The sequence below is a fragment of the Paenibacillus sp. S33 genome, from assembly GCF_053615415.1.
In genome coordinates this window covers 396,791-417,545 of sequence record NZ_JBSIEZ010000001.1, presented here as the reverse complement: position 1 = coordinate 417,545, position 20,755 = coordinate 396,791, and the positions used below count along the sequence as shown (strand labels likewise).

Here is a 20,755-nt window from a genome sequence, read left to right as displayed (position 1 = left end):
TATAAGCGGTAGCCTCCTTAAAATAAAAGAGCAAGCCTATCGTCCTTGGACGTATGCTTGCTCTCTTTTTTACTGAACGGTTACCTGTACCTTCGTCATTTTACCTGCATATTTCACAGTAATTACAGCTTTACCCTTGCCCTGTGCCTTAATGTTACCGTCTTTGACGGTCGCAACAATAATTCTGGACGAGGACCAGACAGCCGGTTTGGAGACATCCTTCTCCGACTCATCCTTATACGTGGCTGTAGCCGTAACCTTAGCCAGCTGTCCTGCCTTCAAATTCAATGCGACTTCGTCTGTTTGCAGGTATTTAAGCGTATCAACATCCACAGGTACGCTGATTACCTTCCCACCAAATTTCGCCTGAATGTTAGCTTTACCGTAGCTAACCGCGGTAACCTGACCCTTTTTAACAGTGGCTACCTTATAATTAGACGTTTTCCATTCAGCTTGGGCCGTAACGTCCTTTTCTTTACCATCACTCGATTTAACCACAATCGCGATGGTTTTTTGATCTCCAGATTTGAGCGATAGCGCGATTGCATCCGCTTCAATCTTTTGCGCTACGTCCACTTCTACCGTAAACGTAATGTTTTGCTTGCCATATGAAGCAGTCACAGTTGCCTTACCGCTACCATTCGCTTTGATCAAACCTTCGCTAACTTCAACCACTTTTACATTGCTAGTTGTCCAGGTGGCGTCCTTGGTTACATCTGTTTTTGTACCGCCACTCTTAACTCCTGTTACTTTCAGTTGCTTCGTTTCCTGAGCACCAAGCGCAATTACACGTGAGTCTGTTTCCAGACGGTCTACAAGGCCTACTTGCACGTTAATCGTCAGTTTTTTGCCATTATAGGTCGCTGTAATAACCGCTTTACCAGCGGATTTACCCGTAATCGTTCCTTTGGACACAGAGGCAATATCTTCTGCGCTTGAAGTCCATTCTGCATCCTGTGTTACATCTTCTTTACGTCCATCCGCATAAGTAGCCGTCAAAGTTGCAGTATAGTCCTCATCAATATCAATCGTTGCCGTTTTGGAGGACAGAGACAGATCACCGGGTACATTTACGGATACCGTAGCTGTAACTGTTTTGCCACCATAAGAAGCGGTGATCGTAGCCTCACCTGTTTTATAACCCGTGACTTCTCCCGCACTGACAAAAGCGATATCTTCATTGCTGGACTTCCACTCTGCCTTACTTGTGATATCTTCTTCCGTACCTGTTACATACGTTGCGGTCAGCTTGAGCTTTTTGGATTCCTTGGCATTCAGGCTCAGCTTGTCCTCACTCAAATCCAGATATCTGGAGGTTTCGACATCTGTCTTGATCGAAACGGTCTTATCTCCATACTTAGCGGTCACCGTAGCCGAACCCGCTCCAATCGCCATAATCGTTCCCTTATTCACAGTCGCAATTTTTTCATCACTTGATGTCCAAGTAGCTTTATCTGTGATATCCGTTACCGTCCCATCCGGATAAACGGCAGAAACTTGTACTTTTTTAGATTCATCCAGACGGAGAAAAATATTGGATTCACTGGCTTTCAGCTTATTCGTTTGATCGACATCCACCGAAATCGTAGCGGACATCGTGCCATATTTACCTGTAATTGTCGCCTTACCCGCACTATAGCCGGTAATAGTGCCTTTTAGTACATCCGCCACGGCTGCATTACTGGAGCTCCACTCAGCGGACTCTGTCACGTCCTGTACTGATCCATCCGGGAACGTCGCTGAAAGCTTAACCTTCTCAGTATCCTTCAACAAAAGAGAAACCTCTGATGAACTGACATCGAGACGTTTAACCTGCTCCACCTGCACAGCAATGGTTACGGTCTGTTGACCATATACGGCCTTAATATTAGCTGTACCTGCTCCCTGAGCGGTAACCAATCCGTTAACTACTGTGGCTACCTTTTGATTATCGGAGGTCCAAGCAGCATCACCCGAAACCTGAGCTGTTGTATTATCACTGTATGTCGCTGTCAAATCAACCTGTCCTGTACCGCTTGAACGCAAGTTCAGGCTTTGTACACTGGATGTCAGCGCCTTAACCTTTTTCGTTACATGTACCTGAACCGATTGCACCTTCTCTTTATAGGTCGCAACCACGGTGGCTTCCCCTTCAGCCTTGGCCGAAACTGTACCATTATACACAGTAGCAATTGCTGTATTATCACTTTTCCAATCCGTGCTTACGGTTACATTCGAGGTTGTCCCATCGCTAAAAATAGCAGTAGCCGTCAACGCAGCCGTATCTCCCTGCTGCAAAGTTACCTCGTTAGAGGAAAGGACAATCTTGGAAAGCACCGCATCCGCAGCAGATGCAAATCCTGCATATGATGTAAAACTTGAAATCAGGATGACCAACGCCAGAAAACCGGACCATCTATTCTTCAAAATCTAATTCCCTCCCATTTCAAAACTTAAATTAAGGATTTCGCAAAATCCTTACACCTACGTTTTATGTCGTCATATGGAAAAGAATAGTTTAGGCTTCGAAAGAAATTTGGTCCTTATTAACTAGATCGTTTCTGATAAAGATTAGACATTACAATTTGTGTAGCTTCAGAGCCATAGTGAAGAGTTTTCTCAACAGATCCACAATCTCGCATTTACAAACAGCTATATGCTGCTGCGCGAAGTCTTAAATGATGGTATTCTTCCATATTAGGAGCCAGTTGGTGCATATAAACGACAGAGTAATCAGATGGCTTTACATTAACAGCTCAGCCACCGTTTCCTTCCAACGATGGATCACCGATTCCGGTTCCTTGAGACGGACTGTGACACCTGTCAAGATATCCGCATATTGGGCCGAATCTTCTCTGGCTGCAAAAACATGAGCCGCAAATCGCTCACGTACATGCTTGGCTCCGGGCAAAGCAGGCAGATGTTCCAGCGACAACCGCACATAATGCGCCTTCCCCCCGGTGAACACCGCAAGCGTCGCCTTGCCAGTACGGATCATGTTGCCCGTCGTGGTCGTACCCGGCCATAGTGCCAGACGCAAATTCCCCTCGTCCAGCGCTACAACCTCGCCCACACTAATCATCGCTATGTGCGGCCACTGATCTTCCGTGACCGTCAGCAGCATCATTGCTTCATGCTGCTTGTCCTTCAACTCCTTACCGTCCAACAGCGTAAACAGTTCCTTACCGATCCTTGGTGTCTGCATGAAGTATATTCCCCTTTACTTTTGGCCTATAACTTCAAAGTACCATAATTTACGGCTACTTACGAACGACCCTATATCCGCTCTGGAATAGGAGGAACATGAGCAGCATTCGGAATATCTTGGGGGTTTACCTTGAACGCCGATTTATACTTTGCTGGATCCGTAATGCTATCCGGTTCTGAGGTCCGCCATGTGAACAGGCACACAGGACACAACAAAACCTCCCAGGCGCCTTTAACTGGCGAGCGGGTAACAACCTCCGAACGATTAGATTCACAACGGGGACAAATATGCATCTGTCAGCACTCCTTTAATCTTTCTTTATTTTTAAAAATATTCAGCGAAGCATTTGGCTCAACTTTTTCTCCCATTCCGCTACACCCAGCGGGGAATCGAGCGACTGCGAGTAATGTCCTCTAATATCCGGTGCTACAGGTGTCGTCGCATCCAATATCATTTTGTGCGTCATACCTGCCGGATCAGAGCCGGGGTCAAGCGGTAAAATAGACAAGCCAGGAACAATGACAGCATCATGCTTTGGATGAAGCTTGGTAGATAAAGCCCACATGACCTGCGGCAGATTGAACGGATCGACCTCCTCATCCACCACAATCACGAGCTTGCAATACCCCAATCCATGCGGAGTCGTTAACGCACGCATTCCCACAGCCTTTGCAAAGCCGCCATACCGGGTTTTCGTAGAAATAATAGCGACCAGACCATGCGTATACATGGCATTAACAGCTACGATTTCATTAGGAAAAGCATCCTTAAGCTGCTGAAACAACGGTACACTTGTATTCACACCGATCATATAATCCGTTTCGGTCCAAGGCATCCCGATGTACAGATGCTCAAAGATAGGCTGTTTGCGGTGATATACACGATTAATCTGAATGACTGGCATTGCGCGGCCGCCGGAATAGTGACCTGTGAATTCACCGAATGGACCTTCATACTCACGTTCACCTGCTAACACTTCGCCTTCCAAAATGACCTCGGCTCCCCAAGGCAGATCCAGATCTGCATCCTTCGCTTTGACCACACGATAAGGCTCACCCTGAATGGCCCCCGCCATCTCATATTCGGATTGGTCGTACAGCAGCGGCGTTGAAGCAGCCGTTGTTATAACAGGCTCACATCCGAGGGCAATAGCCACCTTCAGATTTTCGCCGCGCTCCTCAGCCTGACGGATATGGATCGCAATATCATGCTGTGGTACAGGCTGAATGCCCAAACGGTTCTTGCCTTTCACCTGCATCCGGTACAAGCCGACATTTTGCTTACCGTAGGTGTCCGGGTCATCCAGATCGCGCGAAACTAGAATCGCTTTATCCAGATAAAACCCTCCGTCCCCCTGATTCAAACGAAACAACGGCAAAATATCAAACAAATTAATATCCTCTGTAATCTCGACTTCATGAAAGGGTGCGGTTTCTTCCCGCTTCACGGGCACCGGAAATTGTTCATAGCGTCTGGCAAATTCAAAAAACTGCTCCTTGAGCGGCGTGTTTTTGGGCATTCCCATCATGAGGGCATGATTGGGCCAGGAGCCCATCACATTCATTGCAATACGAGCATCCGTATATCCATAGATGTTGTTGAAAAAGAGAGCAGGCGTCTTATCTCCAAGATTGTTTAATGCTCTGTTAGCTGCTGCGAGGTCCGGCTCCGGCTTTACCTCATCGCTGATCGTGAGTAATTGTCCCTCCTTTTCCAAGGTGTGTAGAAAATCACGAAAGTCTTTATAAGCCATCATTCATTCTCCTTCGTCTTTCGATTTCTCAATTCTGGTGCAGTCTGGAGTCACTCTGCTTCATTCCATCCCAACGTTTGGCTGCGGTTGTGACAATACCGAACTGATCCAATGCGCGAAAAACAATATGATCCACTAATTCCTCGATACTTGCAGGATGATTATAAAAGGCAGGCATCGGCGGCAGGATCATCACGCCCATACGTGACAGCTCCAGCATATTTTCCAGATGGATACTGCTTAATGGTGTTTCTCTGGTCATGAGCAGCAGCTTCTTTCGCTCCTTCAGTATCACATCCGCTGATCGGGTAAGCAGGTTGTCCGCCATACCAATACGAATGGAGGCAAGGGTCTTCATGCTGCAAGGAGCGACGACCATGCCGTCTACTCGAAAGGAGCCGCTGGAAATACGCGCAGCCTGATCCTTATACGAGTAGACCGCATCCGCCATCGCCTCCACTTCCTTCACCGTGTAGCCTGTCTCATAGGGGATGTTCGCAATAGCCCACGGGGATAGCACCAGATGGCTTTGGACCCCAGCCTCTCGTAATTGTTGTAATATACGGATACCAAAAATCGACCCTGTCGCTCCCGATATTCCTACAATGATTTTCTTCATATGTCCCCTCCTTCCATCCCATCGTTTTATGTTCACCCATGCATTACTGTCAAAAATTATACGCCCGTTCCCTGCACACGAAAAATATATATAATATATGTAATGCATACTTTAAAAGTATTCAAATCGAAGCGTTGTTTAGAAATGAGGAGGAATCCCCAATGGACTTGAAGCATCTGCATTACTTTTGCGTCATCGTAGAGGAAGGGCAAATCACCAAGGCCGCCAGAACGCTCAACATGGCCCAGCCTCCACTGAGTCAACAACTCAAAAATATGGAGGACGAGCTTGGTGTAAAGCTGATTTACCGTGAAGGAAAGAAGTGGGAAGTTACCGAGGCCGGGTATACACTGTATACACGCGCCAAACGATTATTGGCTGAAATGGAGGACACCTGTAGAGAAATTGGGGAGTTTGAAAACAAAGTAACCGGCACACTTGCTATAGGCACGTCATCCGCCTGTATGTCTCTGATTACTGAACAACTCAGTCGCTTTCATCAGGTTTATCCAGAGGTATACGTTAAAATAGGACACGGAGACACACATCATCTGGAAGAGCTGCTGCACCAAAATAAAGTTGATCTGGCCCTGCTGCTGCTTCCGGTAGATGACAAATCGTACCATACGATTGAACTGGAGGGCGTTTCTTTTGTTGCGGTTCTTCCGTGTGAATGGGCAGATCGCCATCCCAGTGGGGAAATTACATTACAGGAAGCTGCCAGCTATGACCTCTTGTTGGGACGCCGAACAGAAGGACACGGACTATACGAAACCGTCATCCGCAAATTTCAGGAACACCATCTTATTCCGCGCGTCGTACTAGACTGTCCAGAAATATCGACCATTCTCTCGCTCGTTTCCACAGGCATGGGAATTACCATTATTCCAGACGCTGGCTTGGGACAAGAATACGGGGACAGATTTCGCACACTCTCCATTAAGGAGCCATTCCCCTTCACACAGCCTGCCGTCGTATGGCGCAAAGATCGTTATTTATCCAATGCAGCTCGCAAATTTGTTGAACTGCTACAAGCTGGAGACACGAAAAAGACTGTTCCCGAGTAGATGCTCTACCGCTCTACTCCTGAAACAGTCTGATGCTAGATGAACTTCCTTCATTCGGTCGTTTGATACCGCCTTACTTCACTCCTTGATGCCGATACTCGGTTGGAGTCATTCCACATTTACGCCGGAATACCTGTGTAAAATGCCGCATATCCTGATAGCCGATCCGCTCCGAAATATCAGCCAGCCGCAGATGAGAATCACTGAGCAGCCGCTTCGCCTCCTCCATACGCAGGCAAATGACATAATCCTTGTAGCCTTGTCCCGTCTTTTGCTTGAATAACTGGCTGAAATACACCGGATTCAAAAATACGATTGAAGCCACCTTCTCCAGCGACAGCTCCTCTGTAAAGTGAGCCCGAATGTATTGCAATGCCACATCTACCGTATGCATGCCTTTGCGCAGACATTCTCCTGTATCCGCTGCTGCGGCTGCAATCTCCTCTGGTGTACGTCTTAGTCGCGCCACCTCTTCAGGTATGGAGGCAAAATTGTGATGAACACCCGAACGTGTAATTTGTAGAGGCACCTTCACATAACGCTTCAGATGGGATTCGAGCAACGTCTCTAGCCGTGCGGCCTCTGCCTCATCCCTTAGCCTTGCAATGCCCAGCAGACTATGGCGGTCTAGACTGACGACAAAGCCGCTGCCTCCTGCTTCAATGAGCTCGGACAGTACATTTTCAATCATAAAATGCTCCAGATGCGTCTGCTTGTGATCAGGTTCCATGCGAACCATGAAGAGATGGAATTCCGGATAATTTTCGACAAAAGGCTGTATATCCAGCTTGCCCGTGTCCAGTCCAAGGGCATAGCGTTGGAAAACGGCTTCACGCAAATAAACCATATTGGATTTGAGAAGCCTACCCTCGTTCGCCTGCTGCGAGGCCACAAGCGCTTCGGCTGCCAGTATTTCAATGCATTCCAGCAGCTTTCTTTTACCGATCGGCTTTAACAGGTAGTCTTTGGCACCCAGCTTTACTGCTCTTTGTGCATAATGGAAGTCGGAATGGGCCGAAATGACAACCCACTGCAGATGAGGATGCTTTCGCTTAGAAATACGCATGAATTCCAGACCATCCATACCGGGCATCAGGATATCAGTTAATACAATATCTACAGGATGCTCCGCCAGAATGCCTGCTGCCTCCTCAGTGGAAGCAGCGAGATGAATGCCGCAGGTTGGTAGAGCTTGGCCAATGGTACGCCGAATCCCCTGCCGAATCATATTTTCATCGTCAGCTATCAGAATATTCATGTTTCTCCTCCTTCTGTGGCAGAGGCACACTTACAGTGACTGTTGTTCCGGCCCCAGGTACGCTAGAGATCCGTAGGCCGTACTCTTCTCCGAACATGTGCCGTAGCCGTAAATTTAGGTTTTGCAGGCCGATGCCTCCCGCCTGCCCGCTGCCCGCCTGTTTGCCGGGTTCTGCCAAAGCGACCTGGACCACCTCCCATCGTTCGTACTCCATCCCTGCACCGTTGTCGATGATGTGCAGGCTCAATACACCGCCATATTCCTCCGCTCTGACGAGCAACTTGCCACCTGTATCCGCATGTAGAGGCTCCAATCCGTGCTTCACCGCATTTTCAATCAATGGCTGTAAGGTCATTTTCGGCAAGCGGATATCCATCCATCGTTCTTCAATATTGATGTCTACGGATACCCTGCCCTCCAGCCGGGCTTGGATAATGGTAAGATAGTGGCCAACCTGCTCCACTTCTTCACGAAGGCTTACATCGGTCCCCTCTTCCCAATGGCTGCTGTAACGGAACATATGGGATAAGGAGAGAACCACCTCTCCGAGCTGATCTTGTCCCTTTTCATCCAGCATCCAATAGATCATATCCAGCGTATTATACAGAAAATGTGGATTGACCTGCGTCTGTAGCGCGTGCAGCTCCGCGTTTTTTTCACTGACCGATGATATACGCACCAGCTCGATTAGCTCTGCAATCCGTCTTACCATATGGTTAAAAGAGGTAGCTAGTTGATTGATTTCTTCATAGGATTTGGTGTTTACCGTATGACGGAAATTTCCTGTCTCTACCCGCTTCATTTCCCGAATGACTCGCTTGAGTGGATGGGAAATGCCCCTGGAGACGATAGATGCAATTAACGCCGACACAATAATAAGTATAGGTGCCACGATAAATAAGTATCTTTGATTTTGCACCAGCTCCACGTTCAGATCCTCACTAGGTGTCACACTAATCACAGACCAGTCGGCAAACGGCAACTTGGAAGCGATTACAACTCTTTCATTACTTCGATTTACAATAACATCCTCCTCCGGTACCTGCTGCTCTAGATTTTGCAAATCCGGTGGCGGATCAGAGGAAGTGGCCGACACAATTCGATTTTCATGACCCAACAAATATACCTGACTATTGGTGCCTAACCGCAAATTGTGGAGAGCGGACAAAACAGAACGCGGCTCAGCCTCAAACAGGACAATACCAATCGGCTTGTGTTCATCCAGATCATAGAGCTGCCGTCCAAACGCAAACACGGGTCTGGTTTCCACCTGATCAATGACAGAGTGAGGATACACGCCCAGCCATGCAATTTTGCCCGCCGACTTTCGAATTTCCTTATACCATTCCGTATGTTCGTAATGAGTATCAATGACATTCATATAATTTCCATAGTTATATACCTTGCCTGTGTCTGTGATGACATGGATGCCAATCAGATCCTCACGCGAATAATAGATAGCGCCCAGAATATTCGTAATCGTACGTTCGTTGATGTAATTGACAGCAGGTAAATCACTACTATCCGTCGTCAACAGACGAACCAAATCCATATTGTTGCTGATCGATTTGGAGAGACTGTTATAGCTGCCGAGTAGCAATTCGAATAGGCCTGCCGTCTGGGATACATTTTTGCGCGCCAGCTCGCTGACCTTATCATGGAACTGCACCGTAGTACGGTTGTAAAATAATAGACTGACTGCCAGCACAATGCCGGACATGCTCAATAGGAACAGAACAAACAAGCGGTATTGAATGGATTGAAAACGGCGCATCATACCTCCGTGCGCTCCTTTCGCATCGGCCGCCTATCCTTTAACCGCTCCCGCAACCATGCCCTTGGTGATATTTTCGGACAGAACAAAATAAATAATAATGACCGGTAAGGCACCCATGACTAGAAAAGCACCAATATTACCGTAGTTCACAGAATACTGGCTGACGAACGTATATACGCCGAAAGGGAGAGTTTTGAGCTTCTCGGATGAGATAAAGGTGGCAGCCATAATGTATTCATTCCAGATGTTAATGAAAGTTAAAATACATACCGTCATGATAGGCGGAATCGAGATGGGTAAGATTACACTGCGGAAAATACGATAAATGCTTGCTCCGTCAATGTAAGCGGATTCTTCAATTTCGTGGGGAATGGACCGCATAAAGCCGGATAGGATGAAGACCGCAATCGGTGTCTGAAAAGCAATGTAGGGTAAAATCAGTGAGAAATACGTATTCAGAATATGGACGTTTTTAAACATCACCATCAGCGGCAGCAGTGTAGCTTGCATCGGGATCATCATCCCGATCAAAAACAAAGTCAGCACAACAGCCCCGAAGCGCCAACGAAAACGTGTAATCGCATAAGCAGTCATCGAGCTTAATAAAATGACGAAAATCATCGTAACCCCGGTCACCAGCACACTGTTTCCTAAATAACGCAAGTAGCTCCCTGATTCATAGGCTTCCTGATAGTTGTGCCACTGGGGCACTTGAGGGAGTGCAAAGAAGCTTGAGCTCAATATCTCTTCATTCGTCTTCAACGAATAGGTCAGCAGCCAAAAGAGTGGATACAGCTGCGTGACAATTAAGATTGCCAATAAGGAAAAGACTCCCGTTTTTTTCAAGGCATTCAACAGTTCCATCTCCTTTAGCTTACCTTATTTTCGATTCGTTTGAAAACAAAATTTATCACAATTGTAAATGACAAGCAAATCACTACGAGAATTGAAGCCAATGCGCTGCCATATCCGTATTTCATCGATAAAAAGGACATATTGTACATATACGTGGATACTGTATCCGTCGCATGGGCTGGTCCTCCACCCGTCATCACCCAGATCAAATCAAACGATTGCAGGGAGCCGATAAATGCTAATACAATTGATATCTTGAAAATAGGTACAATGAGCGGCAGCGTAATATAGCGGTCTGCTTTGAATCCTTCAGCTCCATCAATTTTGGCTGCTTCGTACAACTCATTCGGTATATTTTGTACCCCGGTAAACTGGATAAGCAAATGATAGCCAAAATACTGCCACAACGATACAAAATAGAGGGTGTACATCGCTATTTGCGGTTCCGTCAGCCATGAGCGTGTCCAGCTTTCCAGCCCAATCGCCATCAAAATACCGTTCAGCATTCCCCCCATCGAGGCCGGATTATAAATCGTCTTCCACAGCTGCCCGATAATGACCACCGACAGAATAACCGGCAGAAAATACATCGTAACCAGCGTATTGGCCTTACGCACATAACGATTAAGCAAGATCGCCAGCAGCAGACAGAACGGAATCTCCAGCATGGAAAACACAGCAAACATCATAGTCCGTTTCACGGATGGCCAGAATACTGAATCTGCTGTAAAAATCCGCTCAAAATTAGCCAGCCCCACGAACTTTGCCTCGGCAATTCCGTTCCAATCCAGCAATCCACAATACACCGACACCAGAATCGGAACAAATACCATACAGGTATACAACAACAGGCAGGGTAGCACGAAAACGGCAATGGTACGTGCTGGCACCTTCAGTACATTCATGCTCTAATCTCCTTTGTGTTGATTCTGAACATCTTCTGAGGATGCACAACCTACATGATTTCCAATCAGGGAAGGAGCATTTCGCCCCCTCCCTAGTGCCTGCTACTTCAGGATTTTGCAAAATTCAATGCCAGTCGCTCCAAAGTGTAATATCTAGACGAACCAGGCCAATTTGATCTATATATTGTTCATTGGGAGTCGCTTATTGGATTTTTGCAAAACCTCACTTATTTATTCGCTTCAAAAGTGTTCTGATGTTCCTTGGCAACTTGTGCAGAGTCTTCCTTTTGTACGAACAGGTTTTGAATGCTACTCAGATGCGCCTGCGCAATAGCCGGATTCATCGTATTATCAAAAGCGAGATCGCCCCCTTTTACATTCTTGAACAGCTCATTAAGACTAATCGCTAACTCAGAGTAGCCCGCTTCCTTCAGATCACCTTTCATTTTCTGACCGCTACCAATCGCATTTTTCAGATCAAACTGAATTTTGGGCATCTCCTTAATAAAATAGTGCAGAAAATCCTTCGTTTCCTGTAAATGTTCACTGTTCGCAGATACCGCAAATGCGCTGCCCGGCGCAATTACATACTCATTCACATCACCCTTGCCATTCACCGTAGGGAATTGAAACGCTCCTACCTTACCCGCTACCGAAGAAGCATCAATTGACCCCGTTTCCCATGTACCCATGATATACATCGCGGCTTTTCCTGTTTTAAAAATATTACCGCCTGCATTGTAGTCAATAGATGTAGCTCCATCCGGGAAAGCTCCTGCCTGCACCAATTCCTGAAATGCATCCACCGCTTCCACAAAAGCCGGGTCGTTAAACGTCTTTTTGCCGTCCAGTACATCATTGAGAAAATTCGGTCCTTCATTCGTACGCAACAAAATGTTCATAAAAAGGAGGGACCCCGTCCATGAATCCTTTTCCCCAATGGCAATCGGAGTAATTCCCTTCGCCTTCAGCGTTTTGACCGTCGTAATCAGCTCCTCAAAGGTGGTCGGCAACTTCTGGATTCCCGCCTGCTTGAACAGTTCCTTATTGTAAAACACCACTTCTATATTGTTGCCATCCGGAAAAGCGTAGAGCTTATCGTCGAAACTATAGTAATTAAGAAGTCCATTCTGAAACGTATCTTTTAGCCCCTCTTTATCAGCCACATCGTTTAATGGAGCCAGCAGCCCGGCCTCTACGAATGGCTTCATCTGTGCAGCCGGGTTTACAATCGTGATATCAGGTACTTCTTTCGCCGCTGCCTGTGTTTTCAGCTTAAGCTTTTGTTGATCTGTATTTAGCGAATCCAATTCAATTTTGACATGAGGATGATCCTGCTCGTATTGACCTACAATTTGCTTAATCATTTTGTACGAAGGGGTGCTCGGATCAGGATTAATGTTCTGAAAGGTAATCGTAACATCTTTCGTTTCGGTGCCTCTGCTCGGTTCTCCTGAATTTCCCGGACTTGCGCTTTGTCCGTTATTACAAGCTGCCAGCGTCAATGCCAAGGCGCTCACCATCACAATGGCAAACGCTTTCATTTTTGTTCTGCTCATGGTCCTTTTCCTCCTCTTGTTGAAGCATTGCGCAATTTGCCCTCCTTATTGGTGGACACTCAATGCCCGCTTGTTCTTTTCATTATGTTCCATAGAAAAGACGTGAACAATGCGTGAACTTAAGGAGAAGGGTTTGTTTTTTCAAGCCCTCATTTGCGTGCTTCAAAATTCATTCATATCATAACTTGCAATTTATCTAGAACACAGGCATAATATGAATAAGATCATATTTTGATAATGATTATCATTATTAAATGATAAATACACATATACTTTAAAGGAGGCAGGACCGCAGTGAAAGAAACTTTCAGTAAAACCTCCCTGCATATTGATGATTATTTGGACCTTCTCAATCTTGCCGTACAAGTCGGAGATACCAAGTGGCAAAAAGAAATTACCCGTAAACTTCAAGCCTTGAGTGTCCTTCAGACAGAACAGGTTGAAATAGATTAACTTCCCCAGTTAATACTGCCCTTAGTTAAAAATGCTAACTAAGCACCACTATACAAAGGGCAACCAGGATATCATAAAACTTTTGACCGAATCCATGAGAAAGATCTTTCATGTGAATGATAAATGAATTGGTTATAGGAAAAAGAGCACACCCTTAACGGGCTGTGCTCTTTTATCTTGCTTGGCGACGTCCTACTCTCCCAGGACCCTGCGGTCCAAGTACCATCGGCGCTGGAGGGCTTAACGGTCGTGTTCGGGATGGGTACGTGTGGAACCCCTCCGCTATCGCCACCAAACATGAATTTACATCGTAAATTCTACATTCAAGGTTACACCCTGAAAACTGGATCCGAAACTTATTTGCGTTTTATTCTTTAGGATAAGCCCTCGACCGATTAGTATTGGTCAGCTCCATGCATTACTGCACTTCCACCCCCAACCTATCTACCTCGTCGTCTTCAAGGGGTCTTACTAATTGGGAAATCTCATCTTGAGGGGGGCTTCACGCTTAGATGCTTTCAGCGCTTATCCCTTCCGTACATAGCTACCCAGCGGTGCTCCTGGCGGAACAACTGGTACACCAGCGGTACGTCCATCCCGGTCCTCTCGTACTAAGGACAGCTCCTCTCAAATTTCCTACGCCCACGACAGATAGGGACCGAACTGTCTCACGACGTTCTGAACCCAGCTCGCGTACCGCTTTAATGGGCGAACAGCCCAACCCTTGGGACCTACTTCAGCCCCAGGATGCGATGAGCCGACATCGAGGTGCCAAACCTCCCCGTCGATGTGGACTCTTGGGGGAGATAAGCCTGTTATCCCCAGGGTAGCTTTTATCCGTTGAGCGATGGCCCTTCCATGCGGTACCACCGGATCACTAAGCCCGACTTTCGTCCCTGCTCGACTTGTAGGTCTCGCAGTCAAGCTCCCTTCTGCCTTTGCACTCTTCGAATGATTTCCAACCATTCTGAGGGAACCTTGGGGCGCCTCCGTTACTCTTTAGGAGGCGACCGCCCCAGTCAAACTGCCCACCTGACACTGTCCTCGCACCGGGTCACGGTACCAAGTTAGAACCTAGATACGATCAGGGTGGTATCCCAAGGATGCCTCCTCTCAAGCTGGCGCTCAAGATTCTACGGCTCCCACCTATCCTGTACAGATCGTACCCAAATTCAATATCAAGCTGCAGTAAAGCTCCATGGGGTCTTTCCGTCTTGTCGCGGGTAACCTGCATCTTCACAGGTATTAAAATTTCACCGGATCTCTCGTTGAGACAGCGCCCAAGTCGTTACGCCATTCGTGCGGGTCAGAATTTACCTGACAAGGAATTTCGCTACCTTAGGACCGTTATAGTTACGGCCGCCGTTTACTGGGGCTTCGGTTCATAGCTTCGCCCGAAGGCTTACCACTCCCCTTAACCTTCCAGCACCGGGCAGGCGTCAGCCCGTATACTTCGCCTTGCGGCTTCGCACAGACCTGTGTTTTTGCTAAACAGTCGCTTGGGCCTTTTCACTGCGGCCCCCTCGGGCTATTCACCCTACCGAGGCACCCCTTCTCCCGAAGTTACGGGGTCATTTTGCCGAGTTCCTTAACGAGAGTTCTTCCGCGCGCCTTAGAATTCTCTTCTCGCCTACCTGTGTCGGTTTGCGGTACGGGCACCTTCTCCTGGCTAGAGGCTTTTCTTGGCAGTCTGAGATCATGACCTTCGCTACTCCAATTTTCGCTCCCCATCACAGCCCAGCCTTACGATGTGCGGATTTGCCTACACACCAGCCTCACTGCTTAGACGGACATCCATCAGTCCGCGTCACTACCCTACTGCGTCACCCCATTGCTCATAACGGATTACGGTGGTACAGGAATTTCGACCTGTTGTCCTTCGACTACGCCTATCGGCCTCGCCTTAGGTCCCGACTTACCCTGAGCGGACGAACCTTCCTCAGGAACCCTTAGGCTTTCGGCGGATCTGATTCTCACAGATCTTTTCGTTACTCATACCGGCATTCTCACTTGAATGCAGTCCAGCGCTCCTTACGGTACACCTTCAACCCGCATTCAACGCTCCCCTACCCCTGATGCAATGCATCAAGCCATAGCTTCGGTGGTGTGTTTAGCCCCGTTACATTTTCGGCGCAGAGTCACTCGACCAGTGAGCTATTACGCACTCTTTCAATGGTGGCTGCTTCTAAGCCAACATCCTGGTTGTCTGTGCAACTCCACATCCTTTCCCACTTAACACACACTTGGGGACCTTAGCTGATGGTCTGGGCTGTTTCCCTTTCGACAATGGATCTTAGCACTCACTGTCTGACTCCCGGAACTAAATCGATGGCATTCGGAGTTTGACTGAGCTTGGTAACCCTTGCGGGCCCCGCACCCAATCAGTGCTCTACCTCCACGATTCTTCTTTCCGAGGCTAGCCCTAAAGCTATTTCGGGGAGAACCAGCTATCTCCGGGTTCGATTGGAATTTCTCCGCTACCCCCACCTCATCCCCGCATTTTTCAACATGCGTGGGTTCGGGCCTCCAGTGCGTGTTACCGCACCTTCACCCTGGACAGGGGTAGATCACCCGGTTTCGGGTCTACGTCCACGTACTCATTCGCCCTATTCAGACTCGCTTTCGCTGCGGCTTCAGCTCTTCACCTTAACCTTGCACGGGAACGTAACTCGCCGGTTCATTCTACAAAAGGCACGCCATCACCCATAGATCGGGCTCTGACTTCTTGTAAGCACACGGTTTCAGGATCTATTTCACTCCCCTTCCGGGGTGCTTTTCACCTTTCCCTCACGGTACTGCTTCACTATCGGTCGCCAGGGAGTATTTAGCCTTGGCAGATGGTCCTGCCGGATTCATACGGGGTTTCACGTGCCCCGCACTACTCGGGATCCGTCTCGGAGAGAACAAGTTTTGAACTACAGGGCTTTTACCTTCTCTGGCGGGCCTTTCCAGACCTCTTCATCTAACCGGTTCCTTTGTAACTCCATGTGAGACGTCCCACAACCCCAAGGAGCAAGCTCCTTGGTTTGGGCTAATCCGCGTTCGCTCGCCGCTACTGACGGAATCACTATTGTTTTCTCTTCCTCAGGGTACTTAGATGTTTCAGTTCCCCTGGTCTGCCTCTATTCTGCCTATGTATTCAGCAGAAAGTGACTGTCGATGAAGACAGCCGGGTTTCCCCATTCGGACATCCCCGGATCAAAGCTTGCTTACAGCTCCCCGAGGCCTTATCGTTGTTCGCCACGTCCTTCGTCGGCTCCTGGCGCCTAGGCATCCTCCGTGTGCTCTTTGTAGCTTAACCTAGACTTTTCTTTCAAAGAAAGAAAATGTCGATGTTTGATAAAGAATGATTTTTGCTAAAAGCAAAATATCTTTCCTTACCTGCTACCTTTATTTCACTTGTTTACACAAGATCAGCTTAAAGGAATATTCTAAAACGCAATTTCGTTTCGGTATCCAGTTTTCAAGGTGCAAAGCTGTAAACAACCAGCTTTTTTTGAGAGTTTGAGCTCTCAAAACTGAGCAACGAGTGAGTAGTTTTTGAAGCTTACGCTTCATATTTGAATGTTTCCATTGCAGGAAACGATTCTCCATAGAAAGGAGGTGATCCAGCCGCACCTTCCGATACGGCTACCTTGTTACGACTTCACCCCAATCATCTACCCCACCTTCGGCGGCTGGCTCCCTTGCGGGTTACCCCACCGACTTCGGGTGTTGTAAACTCTCGTGGTGTGACGGGCGGTGTGTACAAGACCCGGGAACGTATTCACCGCGGCATGCTGATCCGCGATTACTAGCAATTCCGACTTCATGTAGGCGAGTTGCAGCCTACAATCCGAACTGAGACCGGCTTTTCTAGGATTGGCTCCACCTCGCGATTTCGCTTCCCGTTGTACCGGCCATTGTAGTACGTGTGTAGCCCAGGTCATAAGGGGCATGATGATTTGACGTCATCCCCACCTTCCTCCGGTTTGTCACCGGCAGTCTGCTTAGAGTGCCCAGCTTGACCTGCTGGCAACTAAGCATAAGGGTTGCGCTCGTTGCGGGACTTAACCCAACATCTCACGACACGAGCTGACGACAACCATGCACCACCTGTCTCCTCTGTCCCGAAGGAAAGGTCTATCTCTAGACCGGTCAGAGGGATGTCAAGACCTGGTAAGGTTCTTCGCGTTGCTTCGAATTAAACCACATACTCCACTGCTTGTGCGGGTCCCCGTCAATTCCTTTGAGTTTCAGTCTTGCGACCGTACTCCCCAGGCGGAATGCTTAATGTGTTAACTTCGGCACCAAGGGTATCGAAACCCCTAACACCTAGCATTCATCGTTTACGGCGTGGACTACCAGGGTATCTAATCCTGTTTGCTCCCCACGCTTTCGCGCCTCAGCGTCAGTTACAGCCCAGAGAGTCGCCTTCGCCACTGGTGTTCCTCCACATCTCTACGCATTTCACCGCTACACGTGGAATTCCACTCTCCTCTTCTGCACTCAAGCTCCCCAGTTTCCAGTGCGACCCGAAGTTGAGCCTCGGGATTAAACACCAGACTTAAAAAGCCGCCTGCGCGCGCTTTACGCCCAATAATTCCGGACAACGCTTGCCCCCTACGTATTACCGCGGCTGCTGGCACGTAGTTAGCCGGGGCTTTCTTCTCAGGTACCGTCACTCTTGTAGCAGTTACTCTACAAGACGTTCTTCCCTGGCAACAGAGCTTTACGATCCGAAAACCTTCATCACTCACGCGGCGTTGCTCCGTCAGGCTTTCGCCCATTGCGGAAGATTCCCTACTGCTGCCTCCCGTAGGAGTCTGGGCCGTGTCTCAGTCCCAGTGTGGCCGATCACCCTCTCAGGTCGGCTACGCATCGTCGCCTTGGTAGGCCTTTACCCCACCAACTAGCTAATGCGCCGCAGGCCCATCCACAAGTGACAGATTGCTCCGTCTTTCCTCCTTCTCCCATGCAGGAAAAGGATGTATCGGGTATTAGCTACCGTTTCCGGTAGTTATCCCTGTCTTGTGGGCAGGTTGCCTACGTGTTACTCACCCGTCCGCCGCTAGGTTATGTAGAAGCAAGCTTCTACATAACCCCGCTCGACTTGCATGTATTAGGCACGCCGCCAGCGTTCGTCCTGAGCCAGGATCAAACTCTCCATTAAAGACCAACCGAAGTTGGTTTATAGAAAGAGCGATAAGCTCATTTTGAAACTGACGAGATAAAATATCTCTTGTTTGATTTTGCAAGCAAAATCATTTTACTCACTCGTTGTTCAGTTTTCAAAGATCAAACATTTCTCTTTCGCCGCGTTTTTCAGCAGCTATAAGATCATATCATGTTCGTTTCAAAAATGCAAGGGTTATTTTTTTATTTTTTTGAAGATCATTTCACCCAAGCTTTTCACTTTTGAAACTGCTGTTTTGTTGTCAGCTCAAATAATATATCATTTTCAGCAAAAGAAAGCAACTTGTAAATAATCCCTTTTTCTCAAACTTAAAATCCCTTCCACCTTTTAGTCAACCATTATTAGCTCCAATGTTACTTCAAAACAGCTAGTTCATAAAATGTCATGTGTTCAGTTCCATTTAATATAAATATATTATTGGTAATTAGCCGCTATACGACATTGATTAGTTTTTTGTAATCTATGTTGTTCGTTACCCCATGTGCTAGATTGTTAGAAGACATGCAGCAAGGCGAAGTCTCTTGGACCCCGCCTAATGGTATTCATATATTAGAGGCGACAAATTTCATGGGCACATTGGCCGTACGAAGGACAGCAGCACATGCCACGTAATACCTTGAGATCGTGAATGACAATCTTTCCATCCCTTGTATCTAGGGTTCCCTGCTCTTTCAGCGCGCTCAGCATCCGGTTCACACTCTCTCGCGTCGCTCCAATCATCTCACCTAATTCGGAGTGACTTAGCTTCATATTTAGTAAAATGCCATCCTTCACAGCCACGCCACATGTATTGCTAGCACGGATCAATGTAGATGCTAACGCTCCAGTTTTACCATACAATAGTAAGTCCCGAAAACGCGATTGCATAATGCGTTGCTTCATCGCCATCCACTGGATGAACTGAAGTGCCATTTCCCCATTTTTGGACAAGAGCGACTCCAGATCCTTAACAAGCACGACGCCTAACTCACACACATCGGCTGTTTCCGCAGTGCAACTATACTCTTCTCCATCTATCCCGCTAAATTCCCCAATTAAGTCGCCTTGATGCTGAATGGTCAGAATCAGTTCTTTACCATCTTCTGTCGATTTACGAAGTTTAATATGACCTGAATGTATATAATAAAGCTGCTCTGCATCATCGCCTTCTCGGAAAAGCATAACGCCTGCCTTTACCTTCTTCCAGGACATAATATCTTTTAGCAGATCAAAATGTTCTTCTGTCAAATAAATCTGAATTCCCGTGCGTTCCGCTTCGTCCCCAAACCGTTCCATACAAGTGGCTTGCATGTTAGCGTCCTCCTCGTGTTTACCTGATATCTATATCATAATGTTTTAATGCCTGGGTTGTTATCGGGAGAACACCTGATTTTATACCTTCCTACTCCCTGATTTACTGTGATAAATATCACTTCCGAGGTAAGCTAACGCCCCATTTATCGACCTTTTCCTTACTCCTTACCCGACCTCATGAAAACTCAGTGTTTCCTGCGCCTATAGATCAGGGGGTTCCCTGATCTACTTTTGTAACTGTCGGAACTACAATGAATTAGAGATATAGTTTGGTTATGAAAAAGGATGTGTCTTCTATGCTACAAATAACGGATGAAATGCGAAAAGAACTGAACCAGTTGAGAGATGCTATTTATAGTGATCTCACTGCCCTTGCATTTATGTCCAAGTCATGTGGTAGGCTGCATTGGTATTACGCCTCCGGCAGCCGAAGCAATCGCTATCGCCTTATTTCTTTTAAGATTGGCCATGGTATTGCCGGGATGGCTGTTCGCTTGGGACGTACCGTGACTGTAAGTGCTTTACTATCGGGTAGTATACGTCTGCGTCAGGAGTGTGCACTAATGCTGGCCGAGCAGCTTCACTCTGCTGTTGCTATTCCCTTTTCCAGCACAGGGGATCTGCCTAACGGTGTGCTGCTTCTTGGTAATCGTGATGTGAGGACGTTCACAGAGTCTGATGTGGCCGAGGCCACTCAAGTCGCTCAACGCCTTAGCCAACTATGTGCTTACCCTCTCACTCCATAGATCAACAATGTTACTGTAGATAATAAAACTCATAAAACACTTGATATGGCTGTCCCTAACTATCTTTGTTGATTGAAATCCCTAAAATTTGCTATGATTATGACAAA

Annotated in this window: 14 protein-coding genes and 3 rRNA genes; 3 read left to right on the top strand and 14 right to left on the bottom strand. The window is 47.4% G+C overall.

Going from position 1 to position 20,755, the window contains the following annotated elements:
- Window positions 1-69: 69 nt before the first annotated feature.
- The 5 genes from ACWGXJ_RS01875 to ACWGXJ_RS01855 form a co-directional block, all read right to left on the bottom strand.
- Window positions 70-2,406, bottom strand: a complete 2,337-nt coding sequence (locus tag ACWGXJ_RS01875; RefSeq protein ID WP_452566028.1) for an Ig-like domain-containing protein — start codon at window positions 2,404-2,406, stop codon at window positions 70-72.
- A 316-nt stretch (window positions 2,407-2,722) separates the two neighbouring features.
- A complete protein-coding gene (locus ACWGXJ_RS01870; RefSeq protein WP_061832095.1) occupies window positions 2,723-3,184 on the bottom strand; it encodes a hypothetical protein in 462 nt (153 codons plus the stop codon).
- A gap of 71 nt (window positions 3,185-3,255) precedes the next feature.
- Window positions 3,256-3,480, bottom strand: coding sequence for a non-oxidative hydroxyarylic acid decarboxylases subunit D (locus ACWGXJ_RS01865; RefSeq protein ID WP_028541239.1), 225 nt, complete (start codon window positions 3,478-3,480; stop codon window positions 3,256-3,258).
- 41 nt (window positions 3,481-3,521) lie between these two features.
- Complete coding sequence (locus tag ACWGXJ_RS01860) at window positions 3,522-4,940, bottom strand: non-oxidative hydroxyarylic acid decarboxylases subunit C (protein WP_075153600.1); 1,419 nt, start codon at window positions 4,938-4,940, stop codon at window positions 3,522-3,524.
- Between the two features lie 28 nt (window positions 4,941-4,968).
- The gene (locus ACWGXJ_RS01855) at window positions 4,969-5,559 is read right to left on the bottom strand and encodes a UbiX family flavin prenyltransferase (protein WP_452566027.1); all 591 of its coding nucleotides are present in this window, start codon (window positions 5,557-5,559) and stop codon (window positions 4,969-4,971) included.
- Between the two features lie 161 nt (window positions 5,560-5,720).
- On the opposite strand from ACWGXJ_RS01855, the gene ACWGXJ_RS01850 reads away from it, so the two are divergent.
- Window positions 5,721-6,626 (top strand): LysR family transcriptional regulator, encoded by a 906-nt coding sequence (locus ACWGXJ_RS01850; protein ID WP_235307012.1) that lies wholly within the window; start codon window positions 5,721-5,723, stop codon window positions 6,624-6,626.
- Window positions 6,627-6,699: 73 nt separating this feature from the next.
- On the opposite strand, the gene ACWGXJ_RS01845 is transcribed toward ACWGXJ_RS01850, so the two are convergent.
- The 5 genes from ACWGXJ_RS01845 to ACWGXJ_RS01825 all read right to left on the bottom strand — a co-directional run bounded on the left by ACWGXJ_RS01845 (window position 6,700) and on the right by ACWGXJ_RS01825 (window position 12,980).
- A complete protein-coding gene (locus ACWGXJ_RS01845) occupies window positions 6,700-7,884 on the bottom strand; it encodes a response regulator (RefSeq protein WP_322162554.1) in 1,185 nt (394 codons plus the stop codon).
- Window positions 7,865-9,661, bottom strand: a complete 1,797-nt coding sequence (locus ACWGXJ_RS01840) for a sensor histidine kinase (protein ID WP_254326847.1) — start codon at window positions 9,659-9,661, stop codon at window positions 7,865-7,867. The genes ACWGXJ_RS01845 and ACWGXJ_RS01840 overlap by 20 nt, the downstream gene beginning before the upstream one ends.
- 30 nt (window positions 9,662-9,691) lie before the next feature.
- Complete coding sequence (locus tag ACWGXJ_RS01835; RefSeq protein ID WP_013308419.1) at window positions 9,692-10,525, bottom strand: carbohydrate ABC transporter permease; 834 nt, start codon at window positions 10,523-10,525, stop codon at window positions 9,692-9,694.
- A 5-nt stretch (window positions 10,526-10,530) separates the two neighbouring features.
- A complete protein-coding gene (locus ACWGXJ_RS01830) occupies window positions 10,531-11,421 on the bottom strand; it encodes a carbohydrate ABC transporter permease (RefSeq protein WP_452566026.1) in 891 nt (296 codons plus the stop codon).
- A 227-nt stretch (window positions 11,422-11,648) separates the two neighbouring features.
- A complete protein-coding gene (locus ACWGXJ_RS01825; RefSeq protein WP_452566025.1) occupies window positions 11,649-12,980 on the bottom strand; it encodes an extracellular solute-binding protein in 1,332 nt (443 codons plus the stop codon).
- A gap of 294 nt (window positions 12,981-13,274) precedes the next feature.
- Here ACWGXJ_RS01825 and ACWGXJ_RS01820 point away from each other — a divergent pair, with 294 nt between their 5' ends.
- Window positions 13,275-13,433, top strand: a complete 159-nt coding sequence (locus ACWGXJ_RS01820) for a hypothetical protein (protein WP_165147892.1) — start codon at window positions 13,275-13,277, stop codon at window positions 13,431-13,433.
- 179 nt (window positions 13,434-13,612) lie between these two features.
- On the opposite strand, the gene rrf is transcribed toward ACWGXJ_RS01820, so the two are convergent.
- The 4 genes from rrf to ACWGXJ_RS01800 all read right to left on the bottom strand — a co-directional run bounded on the left by rrf (window position 13,613) and on the right by ACWGXJ_RS01800 (window position 19,899).
- A 5S ribosomal RNA gene (gene rrf / locus ACWGXJ_RS01815) occupies window positions 13,613-13,729 on the bottom strand.
- Window positions 13,730-13,808: 79 nt separating this feature from the next.
- A 23S ribosomal RNA gene (locus tag ACWGXJ_RS01810) occupies window positions 13,809-16,734 on the bottom strand.
- A 295-nt stretch (window positions 16,735-17,029) separates the two neighbouring features.
- A 16S ribosomal RNA gene (locus ACWGXJ_RS01805) occupies window positions 17,030-18,585 on the bottom strand.
- The 16S, 23S and 5S rRNA genes sit together here, the layout of an rRNA operon.
- 573 nt (window positions 18,586-19,158) lie before the next feature.
- Entirely contained in the window at window positions 19,159-19,899 is a 741-nt protein-coding gene (locus ACWGXJ_RS01800; protein ID WP_322176444.1) for a Crp/Fnr family transcriptional regulator, read from the bottom strand.
- Window positions 19,900-20,198: 299 nt separating this feature from the next.
- Here ACWGXJ_RS01800 and ACWGXJ_RS01795 point away from each other — a divergent pair, with 299 nt between their 5' ends.
- Window positions 20,199-20,648 (top strand): GAF domain-containing protein, encoded by a 450-nt coding sequence (locus ACWGXJ_RS01795; RefSeq protein ID WP_322176441.1) that lies wholly within the window; start codon window positions 20,199-20,201, stop codon window positions 20,646-20,648.
- Window positions 20,649-20,755 lie beyond the last annotated feature (107 nt).